The 13058-nt window shown below is 66.3% G+C and carries 11 protein-coding genes and 1 riboswitch; of the genes, 4 read left to right on the forward strand and 7 right to left on the reverse strand.

Annotated features, from left to right (window positions below):
* Window positions 1-6: 6 nt before the first annotated feature.
* Window positions 7-603 (reverse strand): DUF2239 family protein, encoded by a 597-nt coding sequence (locus AC1DW2_RS29805; RefSeq protein WP_135213938.1) that lies wholly within the window; start codon window positions 601-603, stop codon window positions 7-9.
* 145 nt (window positions 604-748) lie between these two features.
* On the opposite strand from AC1DW2_RS29805, the gene AC1DW2_RS29810 reads away from it, so the two are divergent.
* Window positions 749-1414, forward strand: a complete 666-nt coding sequence (locus AC1DW2_RS29810; RefSeq protein WP_135213937.1) for a glutathione S-transferase family protein — start codon at window positions 749-751, stop codon at window positions 1412-1414.
* Window positions 1415-1446: 32 nt separating this feature from the next.
* Here the strand turns inward: AC1DW2_RS29810 and AC1DW2_RS29815 are convergent, their stop codons facing one another.
* Both AC1DW2_RS29815 and ggt read right to left on the reverse strand, forming a co-directional pair.
* Window positions 1447-2742 carry an MFS transporter gene (locus AC1DW2_RS29815; RefSeq protein WP_063980311.1) on the reverse strand — a complete coding sequence of 432 codons (1296 nt, stop codon included), beginning with the start codon at window positions 2740-2742 and terminating at the stop codon, window positions 1447-1449.
* 87 nt (window positions 2743-2829) lie between these two features.
* The gene (ggt, locus tag AC1DW2_RS29820) at window positions 2830-4581 is read right to left on the reverse strand and encodes a gamma-glutamyltransferase (RefSeq protein ID WP_441497778.1); all 1752 of its coding nucleotides are present in this window, start codon (window positions 4579-4581) and stop codon (window positions 2830-2832) included.
* Window positions 4582-4681: 100 nt separating this feature from the next.
* Between ggt and AC1DW2_RS29825 the strand changes: the two genes are divergently transcribed.
* Window positions 4682-6067 carry an MFS transporter gene (locus AC1DW2_RS29825; protein WP_135213935.1) on the forward strand — a complete coding sequence of 462 codons (1386 nt, stop codon included), beginning with the start codon at window positions 4682-4684 and terminating at the stop codon, window positions 6065-6067.
* Window positions 6068-6168: 101 nt separating this feature from the next.
* Here the strand turns inward: AC1DW2_RS29825 and purH are convergent, their stop codons facing one another.
* The 3 genes from purH to AC1DW2_RS29840 all read right to left on the reverse strand — a co-directional run bounded on the left by purH (window position 6169) and on the right by AC1DW2_RS29840 (window position 11148).
* Complete coding sequence (gene purH / locus AC1DW2_RS29830) at window positions 6169-7761, reverse strand: bifunctional phosphoribosylaminoimidazolecarboxamide formyltransferase/IMP cyclohydrolase (protein ID WP_135213934.1); 1593 nt, start codon at window positions 7759-7761, stop codon at window positions 6169-6171.
* A 25-nt stretch (window positions 7762-7786) separates the two neighbouring features.
* Window positions 7787-7868: riboswitch (ZMP/ZTP riboswitch) on the reverse strand.
* A 59-nt stretch (window positions 7869-7927) separates the two neighbouring features.
* Window positions 7928-9646: a heparinase II/III family protein gene (locus AC1DW2_RS29835; RefSeq protein WP_477007819.1), complete on the reverse strand. Its 1719-nt coding sequence runs from the start codon at window positions 9644-9646 to the stop codon at window positions 7928-7930.
* 155 nt (window positions 9647-9801) lie between these two features.
* On the reverse strand, window positions 9802-11148 hold the full coding sequence (locus AC1DW2_RS29840; protein WP_135213932.1) for an RsmB/NOP family class I SAM-dependent RNA methyltransferase: 1347 nt from the start codon (window positions 11146-11148) through the stop codon (window positions 9802-9804).
* A 187-nt stretch (window positions 11149-11335) separates the two neighbouring features.
* On the opposite strand from AC1DW2_RS29840, the gene AC1DW2_RS29845 reads away from it, so the two are divergent.
* Both AC1DW2_RS29845 and AC1DW2_RS29850 read left to right on the forward strand, forming a co-directional pair.
* Window positions 11336-11533 (forward strand): DUF1674 domain-containing protein, encoded by a 198-nt coding sequence (locus AC1DW2_RS29845; protein ID WP_028151091.1) that lies wholly within the window; start codon window positions 11336-11338, stop codon window positions 11531-11533.
* A gap of 69 nt (window positions 11534-11602) precedes the next feature.
* Entirely contained in the window at window positions 11603-12190 is a 588-nt protein-coding gene (locus AC1DW2_RS29850; protein WP_477007799.1) for a thermonuclease family protein, read from the forward strand.
* A gap of 54 nt (window positions 12191-12244) precedes the next feature.
* Here AC1DW2_RS29850 and AC1DW2_RS29855 read toward each other — a convergent pair whose 3' ends face one another.
* Window positions 12245-12760, reverse strand: coding sequence for a L,D-transpeptidase (locus AC1DW2_RS29855; RefSeq protein WP_135213930.1), 516 nt, complete (start codon window positions 12758-12760; stop codon window positions 12245-12247).
* Window positions 12761-13058 lie beyond the last annotated feature (298 nt).

A 13058-nucleotide genomic window follows, 5' to 3' on the forward strand; every position in this document is an offset into this window, starting at 1 on the left:
CTGCGCCTAAGCGCGGTCGCTGTAGGCGAGCTTGACGATGTGGTCGCGGACGTCGACCGGCCAGTCGGCGATCAGTCCGGTGAAGCGCCGCCGGTCATCCGCGAACAGGGCGCGCGAAGCTTCCTCGAACTGCGGCAGATTACCCGCCATGGTCGACATGAAGTGATAGGCCGCATCACGCGCCTGCCGCTCGCGGTCCTTGTCGCCGCTTGCGCGTCTCGCCTCGTCGACGAGTTTCCGCAGCGCGACCGAGGCGCCGCCCGGCTGGGCTCCGAGCCACTCCCAGTGCCGCGGCAGCAGCGTCACCTCGCGCGCGACCACGCCGAGCTTCGGCCGGCCGCGCCCGCGGGGCTCGCTCGGTGGCGCGGTCTCCTCGACCGGCGGCGGGACAAGCTTCGCCACCCGCGCCAGCACCTCGCGATCCCCGCCGCGCAGATCGAAGTCGATCGATCGGCCCGTGTGGTCCTCGAAGATGATGATGGGCTCGTCCGGCGGTGGCGTGATCCGCTTGACGACCAGCGCGACCTCTCCTGCTGGCCCGGACGCCAGGCGGCGATGGCCCTGGAACGCCGTGAAAGTCCGTTGCATTGAAATCATTGCCATATTGATGACGTTGGCCCTTTAATATCCGGGTAAATTGCGGTCGTCAATATACCCGGATGAAATTATCCGTGGGGATGGCTCGACATTGCGTTCCCGGGCTGGCACGAACGCGCGACCGACCACGCCTAGCCTGGGGACCTCAACGATGCTGACCGTTCACCACCTCAACAATTCCCGCTCACAGCGGGTGCTGTGGCTGCTCGAGGAGTTGGGCGTGCCCTACGAGATCGTGTGCTATCAGCGCCAGCCGGACATGCGCGCGCCGAAGGAGCTGCGCGCCATCCATCCGCTCGGCAAGTCGCCCGTCATCACCGACAACGGCAACACCATCGCCGAGTCCGGCGCGATCATCGAATACCTCATCGCCACCTACGGCAACGGCCGGCTGATTCCGCCGCCGAACACGCCGGAGCGGCTGCGCTTCACCTATTGGTTGCACTATGCGGAGGGCTCGGCGATGCAGCCGCTGCTGCTCAAGCTGCTGTTCACGCTGATGCCGAAGCGCGCACCCGCACTGCTTCGCCCGCTGGTGCGCAAGGTCTCGAACCAGGCGCTCACCGCGCTGGTCAATCCGCAGCTCAAGCAGCACATGGATTATTGGGAAGGCGAGCTCGGCAAGAGCGAGTGGTTTGCCGGCAACGAGTTCACCGCCGCCGATATCCAGATGAGCTTCCCGCTCGAAGCCGCGCAAGCGCGTGGCGGGCTCGAGCTCGGCCATCCCAAGGCGATGGCATTCCTGGAACGCATCCATGCGCGCCCGGCGTATGCCAGAGCGCTGGAAAAAGGCGGGCCGTACCAGGTGGGGCGGTAAATTACTTCACCGCCCCGGGTGACAACGCCGGACTAATCCGCGTGCAGCACGCGCCCGCGCGTCTCCGGCAGCGCGAAGGCGGCAATGAAGAACAGCACGTAAGCCACCACCGCGAACATCGCGATCGCATTGGCGAGCGACGTCGTCGCCGAGAGCGCGCCGACCAGGAACGGAAACAGCGCGCCGATGCCGCGGCCGAAATTGTAGCAGAAGCCCTGGCCGGAGCCGCGCAGCCGCGTCGGATAGAGCTCGGTCAGGAACGCGCCGATCCCCGAGAAATAGCCCGAGGCGAAGAAGCCCAGCGGGAAGCCGAGCACCCACAGGATCTCGTTGGTCAGCGGCAGCTGCGTGTAGAGCAGCACCACGGCCATGGCGCCGATCGAGAAGATCAGGAACAGATTGCGCCTGCCGATGCGATCCGCGAGCCAGGCTCCGACGAGATAGCCGATGAAAGAGCCGATGATCAGCGTCGAGAGATAGCCGGTCGAACCGACGATCGACAGGTGCCGCTCCTTGGTCAGGAACTGCGGCACCCAGAAGGTGACGGCGTAGTAGCCGCCCTGGCAGCCTGTCGCCATCAGCGAGGCCAGGATCGTGGTCTTCAGGATCGGGCCGGAGAAAATTTCCCAGAGCGCCGGACGATCGCCGCTCGCGGCCTGTTTTGCGCGGGCCTCGGCCGCGATCTCGGGCTCGGTGACGGAGCGGCGGATGTAGAACACCAGCAGCGCCGGCAGTGCACCGATCACGAACATCCAGCGCCACGCCGTCTCCGGCGGCAAAGCCGAGAACAGGATCGCCTGCGACAGCACGGCGAGACCCCAGCCGACCGCCCAGCCCGACTGCACCGAACCGACTGCGCGTCCGCGATATTGCGGACGGATCGCCTCGCCCATCAGCACGGCGCCCGCCGCCCACTCGCCGCCGAAGCCGAGGCCGAGCACGGCGCGTGCGATCAGGAGCTGGTCGAAATTCTGCACGACCGCGCAGACCAGCGAGAAGAACGAGAACCAGATGATGGTGATCTGGAGCGTCCTGACACGTCCGATATGATCGGAGAGATAGCCGCCGAGCCAGCCGCCGATCGCGGAGGCCAGCAGCGTCACGGTGCCGGCGAGTCCGGCCGAGGCCGCATCGACCTTCCACAGCGCGATGATGGTGCCGATCACCAGCGGATAGATCATGAAGTCCATGCCGTCGAGCGCCCAGCCCGCCGCGCAGGCCCAGAACGTCCGTCGCTCCGGCGCGTTCATGTCGCGATAGAAGGCGAGGAGGCTGGTGTCTTCGATCTCCGCGCGCTCAATGCGCTGGGTCGGATCGGCTGTGCTCATGTGCGTTTCCCCGGCGGTCCCTTAAAGCTGCGCGGTGGTAGCACGCACGGCAGCCCGCGCAAGCTGCCGTGCCATGCAACGGCGAGACTACTGTCCCGCGGCTTCCGCGCCGCGGGTACGCGGATCGGGCGCGCCGAGTGGCCCGTTCGGCGTCACCAGAATCGAATTGGCCGAGGTCTGTCCCATCGGCTCGACGATGAGGTGATCCATCGCCCTCAGCTCGAACAGCACATCGCCGGAAAAGCCGCTCTCGACGCGCACCTCGTCCGGCAGCCATTGGTGATGCAGCCGTGGCGCAGCGACGGCGGCGGCCACATCCATCTTGTAGTCGAGCACGTTGACGACGACCTGGAGCACGGTCGAGATGATGCGGCTGCCGCCGGGTGAGCCCGTCACCAGCACCGGCTTGCCGTTCTTGAGCACGATGGTAGGGGACATCGAGGACAACGGCCGCTTGCCGGGTCCGGGCAGATTGGGCTCGAAACCGACGAGGCCGTAGGCGTTGGAAGCGCCGACCGCGGCGGTGAAATCGTCGAGCTCGTTGTTGAGCAGCACGCCGGTTCCGTCGGCAACGAGGCCGACGCCATAGCTGAAATTCAGCGTGGTGGTGTTGCTGACGGCATTGCCGCCGGCGTCGACGACGGAAAAGTGCGTGGTGTTGGTGCCCTCGCGCGGCGCGGGAGGGGCGGAGACGAGCTGCCTCGACGGCGTGGCGCGCTCCGTGGAGATGCCGGCGCGCAGCTTGGCGGCGTAGTCCTTTGCCGTGAGCGTCTCGATCGGTGCATTGACGAAGGCGGGATCGCCGAGATAGCGCGCACGATCCGCATAGGCGCGCTTCATGGCTTCGATCAGCAGATGCAGCGAAGCTGGCGACCCCTGTTTCAGATCGGCCAGCTGAAAGCCCTCGAGGATGTTGAGCGTCTCCACCAGCACCACGCCGCCGGAGGACGGCAGCGGCATCGAGACAATGTCGTAGCCGCGATATGTGCCGCGCACCGGGGCACGGACCACGGCCTGATAGGATTTCAGATCGGCCGGCGTCATGATGCCGCCGGCGTCAGTCACGGCCTTGGCGAGCTTGTCCGCGACCGGCCCCTCATAGAAACCGCGCGGCCCCTGTGCAGCGACGGCCGACAGCGTTTCGGCGAGATCACTCTGCACCAGCCTGTCGCCTTCGCCGAGCGGTGTGCCGTCGGGGCGCGAGAAGATCCTGGCCGACGACGGCCAGCGCGCCAGCCGCCGGTGCCAACCCGGCAGCGTGTCGGCAAGGTCGTCGGTGACAACAAAACCGTCGCGGGCGAGCCCAATCGCGGGCTCGAGCAGCTGTGCCAGCGTGAACCGGCCCGAGCCGTATTTTTCCAAGGCCAGCACAAGACCGGCGACGGTGCCGGGCACGCCGACGCCGAGCGCGGAATCCCGCGACTTCGCCGCATCGGGCTTGCCGTCAGCGCCGAGGAAGATCTGCGGGGTGGTCGCAGCCGGCGCGGTCTCGCGATAGTCGATCGTGATGTCCTCGTTGCGCTCGGCCGAATGGATCACCATGAATCCGCCGCCGCCGATGTTGCCGGCGCGCGGATACGTCACGGCCATCGCAAAGCCGGTGGCGACCGCGGCATCGACCGCGTTGCCGCCGCGGCGCAGGATGTCGGCGCCGACTTGCGCCGATATCTTTTCCTGCGCCACCACCATGCCGTGCTCGGACGGAACGGCGTGCACCGCGTCGAGCGCGGGTGGGACATAGGCTCGCCGCGCATCCTGTGCGGTGGCAGACGAAAAACCAAACGCCAGAGTGGCAATGAAGGCGAAAAATGTCCGCCGTGTCGGATATGACGACATCATCAAGCTTCCGTCGCGGCCTCAGGCCAGTTCCCACGCGTCGCTTCAATGCTATACGCTTTGCCCCAACAGAGGCAAAACTGTTCGTGATGGGGACTGGAATATGACGACGATCGCCTCGGATGCGCGCTTGGCCGGCGCGCAGCGGACCTATCCGCCGCGCGCCGCCGTTATCAGCTGGATCTTCTTCGATTGGGCCGCGCAGCCTTATTTCACGCTGATCACGACCTTTGTTTTCGCACCCTATTTCGCCACCAGCATTGCGCCAGATGCCGCCACCGGCCAGTCGTTGTGGGGCTTTGCGATGGCAGCCGCGGGCCTCGCGATCGCGCTGATGTCGCCGGTGCTCGGCGCCATTGCCGATGCCTCGGGCCGCAGGAAGCCGTGGATCGCGGGATTCGGCACACTGCTGGTGCTGGCGGCCTGCACGCTGTGGATCGGCAAGCCCGGCGATCCCACCATCATTGCGCCGCTGCTCACCGCGGTCGCGCTCGCCAGCGTCGGCGCGGAATTCGCCACCGTCTTCAACAACGCGATGATGCCGACCCTGGTGCCGCCTGAGCGGATCGGCCGGCTCTCCGGCACCGGCTGGGCCACGGGTTACATCGGCGGCATCGTCAGCCTCGTCATCGTGCTCGGCTTCCTCGCCGCCAATCCCGAGACCGGCCGCACGCTGCTCGGCTTCAAGCCGCTGTTCGGGCTCGATCCGGTCAGCCATCAGGGCGATCGCATCGTGGGACCGCTGACCGGGCTGTGGTTCATCATCTTCGTGACACCGTTATTCCTGTTCACGCCGGATTATCCGGCGAAGCACCCGGTGTGCGAGGCGCTGCGCGTGGGATTGTCGGATCTCAAGCAATCGATTAAGGGCCTGCCGCAGCGGAAATCGCTCGCGGCATTCCTGCTCGCCAACATGATCTACACCGACGGCCTGGTGTCGCTGTTCGCGTTCGGCGGCATCTATGCCGCCGGCACCTTCGGCTGGCACACGATCCAGATCGGCACCTTCGGCATCATGCTCGCGATTGCCGGCGCCCTTGGCGCGTGGCTCGGCGGCAAGCTCGACGATGGTCTCGGGCCGAAGCGCGTCATCGCCGGCAGCCTGCTTGTTCTGTTGCTGGCGGTGGCGGCGATTCTTCTGGTCGACAAGGACAGCGTCCTGTTCGTCAAGGTCGCGCCGCCTCTTCCGGGCGCGCCCTTGTTCTCGAGCGCTGCCGAGCGCGCTTATCTCGTTTTGGGTTGTCTCATCGGCGCTGCAGGCGGCCCGCTTCAGGCCGCCTCGCGCACTCTGCTGATCCGTCTCGCGCCGAAGGATCGCATCGCGCAGTATTTCGGCCTGTTCGCGCTGACGGGGAAGGTAACGTCCTTCATCGGCCCGCTGCTGATCGGCATGATCACCGCGGTGACGGCGAGCCAGAAGGCCGGCATGGCCGTGCTGGTGGTGTTCTTCGTCGCGGGGCTGGGGTTGTTGATGCGGGTACGGGATTAGTGGCGTAGCCCGGATGGAGCGAAGCGCAATCCGGGGCCGCTGTTGCTGAGACGTGAAACCCGGATTTCGCTGCGCTCCATCCGGGCTACGCTCGCGGTGAGTTAGTGCCTGAAGTGCCGCGTGCCCGTAAACACCATGGCGATGCCGTGCTCATCGGCGGCCTTGATCACCTCGTCGTCGCGCATGGAGCCGCCGGGCTGCACCACGGCGGTGGCGCCGGCCTCAATGCAGGCGAGCATGCCGTCGGCGAACGGGAAGAACGCATCCGACGCCACCACCGAGCCCTTGGTGAGCGGCTCTGCGAGCTTGAGCTCATTCGCCGCGTCCTGCGCCTTGCGCGCCGCGATCCGCGCTGAATCCACCCGGCTCATCTGGCCCGCGCCGATGCCGACGGTGGCGAGATCCTTGGCGTAGATGATGGTGTTGGACTTGACGTGCTTTGCCACGCGGAACGCGAATTTCAGATCGCGCATCTCGGCGTCATCAGGCGCACGTTTGGTCACGACCTTGAAGGTCATGTCGTCGACCACCGCGTTGTCGCGGCTTTGCACGAGGAGGCCGCCGGCGACCGTCTTGGCGGTGAGGCCAGGCGCGCGCGGATCGGGCAGGCTGCCGGCGAGCAGCAGGCGCAGATTCTTGCGCGCGCCGATGATGGCGATCGCCTCCTCGCTGGCGTCGGGCGCGATGATCACCTCGGTGAAGATCTTTGTGATCTCGCGCGCGGTGTCGGCGTCGAGCGCGCGGTTCATCGCGATGATGCCGCCGAACGCCGAGGTGGAATCGCATGCGAGCGCCTTGCGATAGGCGCTGACGAGATCGGAGCCTTCGGCCACGCCGCACGGATTGGCGTGCTTGACGATGACGCAGGCCGCGGTGCGCTTGGCGTCGAACTCGCCGATGCACTCGTAGGCCGCATCGGTGTCGTTGATGTTGTTGTAGGAGAGCTCCTTGCCCTGGAGCTGGCGCGCGGTCGAGACGCCCGGCCGCTTGTCGGGCGTCGCATAGAACGCGGCGGTCTGGTGCGGGTTCTCGCCATAGCGCAGCGACTGGATCAGTCTGCCGCCGAAGGCGCGGAAATCGGGCGCGTCGATTTCGAGCTGGCGGTTGAACCAGTTCGAGATCGCGGCGTCATACGCGCCGGTGCGCGCATAGGCCTTCGCGGCAAGCCGCCGGCGCAGTGTCAACGTCGTCGATCCGTTGTTGGCGGCAAGCTCGTCGAGCACGGCCTTGTAGTCCTCGGCCTCGACCACGACGGCGACGTCGTCATGGTTCTTCGCCGCGGCGCGGATCATCGCGGGGCCGCCGATGTCGATGTTCTCGATGCAATCCTCGAAGCCCGCGCCTTTGTCGACGGTCGCTTCGAACGGATACAGGTTGACGACCAGGAGATCGATCGGCGCGATGCCGTGCGCCTTCATCGCCTCCGCATGTTCCTTGTTGTCGCGGATCGCGAGCAGGCCGCCATGCACCTTCGGATGCAGCGTCTTGACGCGGCCGTCCATCATCTCGGGGAAGCCGGTGAGGTCGGAAACGTCCTTCACCTTGAGGCCGGCCGCGGCGATCGCCTTGGCGGTGCCGCCGGTCGAGACCAGCTCGACATCGTGCGCGGCAAGCGCCTTTGCGAACTCGATCAGGCCGGTCTTGTCGGAGACGGAGAGAAGAGCACGGGTGACGCGGCGGGGATGGTCAGTCATGAGCAAGATCCTCTGTCTTAAGGAGTGTCTATGCCCAGGCGCGCGGCGTCTCAGTCCCGCGCTTCCCGATGGTGCTCCATCCAAGGTCGCCAGTCGCGCGAGCGAGGGCTCGATAGCAGCTTTCGGCCGTTTTCACAACGATGAGATGGGGCCGAATCGTGCGCGTTTACAGCGGAAGTTCCGGCTCGCGCCGGGCGTTGCGGCGGGCATTGGTGACCGCAKGCGATGCAGTGGAGCGGACGAAGCTCCAGCGGATCGACGGCGCCTGCCGCGCATCCTGCCGGATCACGATCTGCGCGGTGCGGCGCGGGCCGTCATTGCCGGCCAGGAACACGCTGTCCTCGAGGTCGACCTTGTCGTCCAGCGCCTCGAAGGTCCAGACGTCGCGGTTGGGCAGCACCAGCATGACGCCACGGGCATCCGACAGCCGGCTCGCCTTCACCGCCGGATGCAGATGGAAGCGCAGCGCGAAGTCGGCGTCGGCGCCCTTGAAGCGTCCGCCCTGCGGCGGCGACAGCGTGTCCTCGCCGTCGATGCGTGCGCCGTCATTGGCGACCATCAGCACGCGGCGATGGATCGCGCCGAATTTCGCGAGGTAGCCGTCATGCGAGGTCGTGAGCAGCGTGCCGTTCTGAACGATCTCGCGATAGCTCTCGACCTCGACGGGGCCGCTGGTGACGGGTGAGCCGTGCAGGAGGCGCTTCATCGCCGACATCTCGACGAATTGGCATGAGGACGTCTCATGATAGGTCAGCGTCGAATGCGCCGCGGTGCCGCGTGCGAACGGCCGCCAATTGTCGCGTCCCGTGGTCGGCATGCCGCAATTGGTGACGATGCGGCTGATGCCGGAAGACAATTCGAACGACAGGCAGCCGGCATGGGCGTCGTGGCTGACGCCGGCCGGCGGCGGGGGGCCGGTGTCGATGATCAGCGTGGTCTGGCCGGCGTCGAGGCGCTGGAAGCCGGTATGCGGCATATTCGCCATCGGCGCGCCGTGAGTGTCGTCATAGGCGAGCAGCGTGGCGAGCAGGTCCGAGGGCGTCGCGCTCATGCCGTTGAAGAGCGCGAAATTGCCGTCGCCGTGCCGGAAGAAGCGCAGCATCGGCATCATGCGGTCGATCGCGTTGAGCAGCGCCGGCGGCGGTGCGATGTTGCGCGCGGCAAAGGTCTGCCGCAGCGGCAACAGGTCGATCAAGAGCTCGATCAGCGCGCCCGGATTGCGGGAGATGTGGCCGCCGTCGGGCAGGATCTGCCGCTGCAACTCGTCCGAGAGCTTTTTCGAGGCACTGCGGATCTGCCGCGCCTGGTTGGCAAGGCACAGCGCCGCGTAGCACAGCGCGATCAGCACCTGGAGCTTCGGCACTCCGTCGGGCATGTTGACCATGGTGTAGCGCAGAAGGCGGATCTCCCGCGCCAGCGCCCGCAGATAGCGGCGGTAGAATTTGTTGTCGGTGTCGTTGAGCACCAGCGGCGCCTGCGACAGCAGCGAGATCACGCGCCGCGCCAGCACGTCGGCACGCCGCGCGACGGCGCGGCGCTTGTTGGCAGGGTTGGCGATCCAGTCCTCGACCAGCGCGCGCGCATTGGCGCGCGTCAGCGCAGTGTCGGCGGCGCGCAGATGGCGCAGCCAGCCGAAGCCGAGCAGCGCGACCTCCCAGTCTTCCGACGGCGGTTCGAGATCGAAGATCGAGCGGCCGTGGCAATTGACGATCTTGCCGGCGAAGACGAAGCGTCCGGCATAGATCTCTGCGGCGCGGGTCGCATCCGCCGTGCGCAGGTCATGCGGCGCGATGATCAGCCGGTCGGTACGGCCGGGCCAGACCCGCGACAGCGCAACGGAACCGCCGCTCGCGCGCGCGAGCATGTTCCGCGCGAAGCGGTTCATCACCAGCGTCGAGATACGTCTGCGTTGAGCGACCGACACGCCTTGCCTTGAAGGGGGAGAGGATGAACGACGAATCCTTCTTAATCCCAAAATCGGACGTCTGACACCATCTTGAAGCGTCGCGAATCAGCGCTGGCGCAAAAACCGGTGCAAAATCAGGATTTAACGAGCCGGGCTGCGTAGAAACCGTCGAGCCCGCCGAGCTTGGGATCGGCGTTCGGCAGGTGGCTGGGCAGCGTGCGCAGGTCGCCTTCCGTGGTGATGATCTCGCTGAGCCCGGAGACCTCGGAAGCTTCGATCGGCACGCGGCGCAGGCCGCCCTCCGTGGCCAGCAGCGCCGCGATCGCCTGCTCGCCCTCTTCGGGTTCCAGCGAACAGGTGCAGTAGACCAGCGTCCCGCCCGGCTTGAGCAGCGAGACGGATTTCTTCAGCAGCCGCTGCTGGAGCGCGGTCAGGGCGGCGACGTCGGATTCCTGCCGGAGCCAGGCAACGTCGGGATGGCGCCGGATCGTTCCGGTCGATGTGCAGGGTGCATCGATCAGGATGCCGTCAAAGCCCTCGGCAGGGCCGGCCCATTCCACGGCGTCGGCGACGACAGTCTCGGCCTGGAGCGACAGCCGCGTCAGATTCTCGCGCAGACGCGCCACCCGGGCGGGTGAGCGGTCGATCGCCGTGACATGCGCGCCGGCCTGTGCCAGTTGCGCGGTCTTGCCGCCCGGGGCGGCGCAGAGATCGGCAATGGACTTGCCCTTGATGTCGCCAAATAGCCGAGCTGGCAACGCGGCGGCGGCATCTTGCACCCACCATTGCCCCTCGGTGAAGCCGGGCAGCATGGTCACGGCGCCGTGCAGCACCGTGCGCACCGATCCGGTCGGCAGTACTTCACCGTGCAGCCGGTTCGCCCATTGCGCGGCGTCCGATTTCACGGTGAGGTCGAGCGAGGGCTCGTGGCCGAGCGCCAGCGCCATGTCTCTTGCGGTCGCCTCGCCGTAATGCGCGCTCCAGCGCGCGAGCAGCCAGGGCGGCAAGTCCAGCGATTGCGTGGCAACTTCATCCACCAGCGCCTTGCCCTCGCGCGCGCAGCGGCGCAGCACGGCATTGACGAGGCCGGCATAACGAGCGGCACGCCGGTCGGATTGAACGAGGCGGACGGAGAGATCGACCGCGGCGTGATCGGGCACGTCCATCCAGAGGATCTGGGCGGCGCCGATCAGGAGCGCGCTCTGCGCGCGCGGCGCTTCGGACGGGATGCCCTTGTCGAGCAAGCGGGACAGCACATGGCCGAGCGTGCCGAGCCGACGCAGCACGGTCGCGACCAGGCGGCGCATCAGCGCGCGGTCGCGGTCGGCGAGCGTCTTCAATCCGGGATGGGCACCGCTGCCGTCGAGTTGATCGTCAAGCGTGCGGTGCTTGTGCAGCACGCCGTCGACGATGTCAGCGGCGATCCGCCGCGCCGCGAGACCGGGCACTTCGGACGGAGGAGCGAAACGTTGAGATGGCATGCGGCTTAAGGTTCTTGGCGAGCGGCAGTTCCGCCGCAATGGGCGCATGCCTCGAGAGACCTATCTCTGGCATGCGAATATGCCAAATGTAAGAATGGCCTCTCGCGTTTACAGCCCGGCATGACCATCTCAGCAATGCGTTATTGGACGTCGCACACCCCGTGATCCTGCGCTAGGAACCGCCGAGATGAGTGACCAGCCCCCCGTTCCCGATCGCAAGCCGCTCCCGCCGGCCGCCCAGCGCGCGCTGGCCGAGGCCGAAGCGCGCCGGCAGGCTGCTGCTGCCCACGCCGCGGCGGCGCCGAAGGAATTGCAGGGACCGAAGGGACCCGAGCCCACCCGCTACGGCGATTGGGAGCGCAAAGGTATCGCCTCGGACTTTTGAGGCTGTCGTTTGAGGCTGGCTTTTGAGGCCATCTTGCCGGATCGCCCGACTCAGCCCTAGCGTGCGCGGATGCCGCGTTTCGATCCCAGCCATCCATACCGGCCCTCATACAGTGGTTCGCCGTTCGGCCGTCACTTCTCGGGGCTGTTGCCGTGGATGTTCGTGGTCGCAATCGTGGTGGCCGTCGTGCTTACCTTCCGGCACGGGATGAACTGGCCCTTCCCGCATGCGATCGATGGTCAATCGCGAGATGCCCAGATCATTTTGCAGCAGGCCAATCCGGACATCCGTCAGCCGGTCGACGTCATTCGCACGATCGACGGCGATACCTTTCTCGCTCGCGTGCACCAGCGCGACGGACGCGTTCTCGTTGCGCGCGTTCGCCTGCGCGGTATCGATGCGCCGGAGATGAAAGCATCCTGCCAGGATGAATTGGACAAGGCTCAAGCGGCGACAGGCGCGCTGCGCGATCTGCTCGGCCAGGGCGGCGTGACGATCAACAATCTCGGCCCCGACAAATACGGCCGTGTTCTCGCCAATGTCGCGACAAAGCGAACTGCGGACGTATCTGCCGCGCTGCTCGCGGGCGGTTACGCGCGGAGCTACAACGGCGGCCATCGCGACGGCTGGTGCGCGCGCGGCTGGCGCTTCTGGTAACAAAGAGCCGCGTCGATGGACGCGGCTCTTTCAATTCTGTTACGAGTTTGGAGATCAGCGCGTCACGACCACCGTCGTGCCGACCGAGACGCGGCTGTAGAGATCGGTGATGTCGTCGTTGAGCATGCGGATGCAGCCATAGGAGACGAAGCCGCCGACCGAGCCCGGCACATTGGTGCCGTGGATGGCATATTCGCCGCCGGCCAGCGTCATCGCCGCAACGCCCATCGGGTTGCGCGGCGAGCCGCCTGGAATAACGTCGGGGATGCTGGGCTTGTCGCGCTTCACTTCAGCAGGCGGCGACCAGGCCGGGTTGAGATACTTGCCGTCGATGCGGGTGGTGCCGGCCCATTGCTTGCCGGACTTGCCGACGCCGACCGGATAGCGCACGGCGTGGCCGTTATCGAGGATGAGATAGAGCCGCCGCTCGTTGGTTTTGACCACGATGGTGCCCGGCGAATAGTCGGCCAGGTGTGCCCCCACCATTTCCGGCCGCGCCTCTGCGGCCGTCGACATCAAGACCCCTGCCCCAATGGTGGCGGCGAGCGCCACAGCAATCCTTACCGACATCAATTTTTCCTCTACCCCGAACGGATCGTCCAAAACTACGCAGCACCGGCAATTGCCCGCTTGCCCGGATATTCTTAACCGCGCCTGTTAACCGGATGGTTTCCACGCGCGGCCGCCAAGGGCCCGCCAGCACGCGGAACAAAGAAAATGTTCGAAATAAAGTAAATGACAAGAAAACAACACTTGGCTGGAAAGACGCGGGCGCGACGGATCGCGCCCTGACAAGTGCGTGAGGGTGTGAACGGCTGTTATTTCGGGGGGGCTCTGTGTCCCGGACGCGCTGCAGCGCCTTGGCGCT

Source organism: Bradyrhizobium sp. P3_C3, from assembly GCF_056402655.1.

What these genes read in the sequence shown, in the direction of transcription:
- AC1DW2_RS29840 (WP_135213932.1), bottom strand. Translation starts at nt 11,148, where the DNA reads ATGCCATCTCAACGTTTCGCTCCTCCGTCCGAAGTGCCCGGTCTCGCG.
- AC1DW2_RS29805 (WP_135213938.1), bottom strand. Translation starts at nt 603, where the DNA reads ATGGCAATGATTTCAATGCAACGGACTTTCACGGCGTTCCAGGGCCAT.
- AC1DW2_RS29815 (WP_063980311.1), bottom strand. Translation starts at nt 2,742, where the DNA reads ATGAGCACAGCCGATCCGACCCAGCGCATTGAGCGCGCGGAGATCGAA.
- AC1DW2_RS29855 (WP_135213930.1), bottom strand. Translation starts at nt 12,760, where the DNA reads ATGTCGGTAAGGATTGCTGTGGCGCTCGCCGCCACCATTGGGGCAGGG.
- AC1DW2_RS29850 (WP_477007799.1), top strand. Translation starts at nt 11,603, where the DNA reads ATGCCGCGTTTCGATCCCAGCCATCCATACCGGCCCTCATACAGTGGT.
- AC1DW2_RS29810 (WP_135213937.1), top strand. Translation starts at nt 749, where the DNA reads ATGCTGACCGTTCACCACCTCAACAATTCCCGCTCACAGCGGGTGCTG.
- ggt (WP_441497778.1), bottom strand. Translation starts at nt 4,581, where the DNA reads ATGATGTCGTCATATCCGACACGGCGGACATTTTTCGCCTTCATTGCC.
- AC1DW2_RS29845 (WP_028151091.1), top strand. Translation starts at nt 11,336, where the DNA reads ATGAGTGACCAGCCCCCCGTTCCCGATCGCAAGCCGCTCCCGCCGGCC.
- purH (WP_135213934.1), bottom strand. Translation starts at nt 7,761, where the DNA reads ATGACTGACCATCCCCGCCGCGTCACCCGTGCTCTTCTCTCCGTCTCC.
- AC1DW2_RS29825 (WP_135213935.1), top strand. Translation starts at nt 4,682, where the DNA reads ATGACGACGATCGCCTCGGATGCGCGCTTGGCCGGCGCGCAGCGGACC.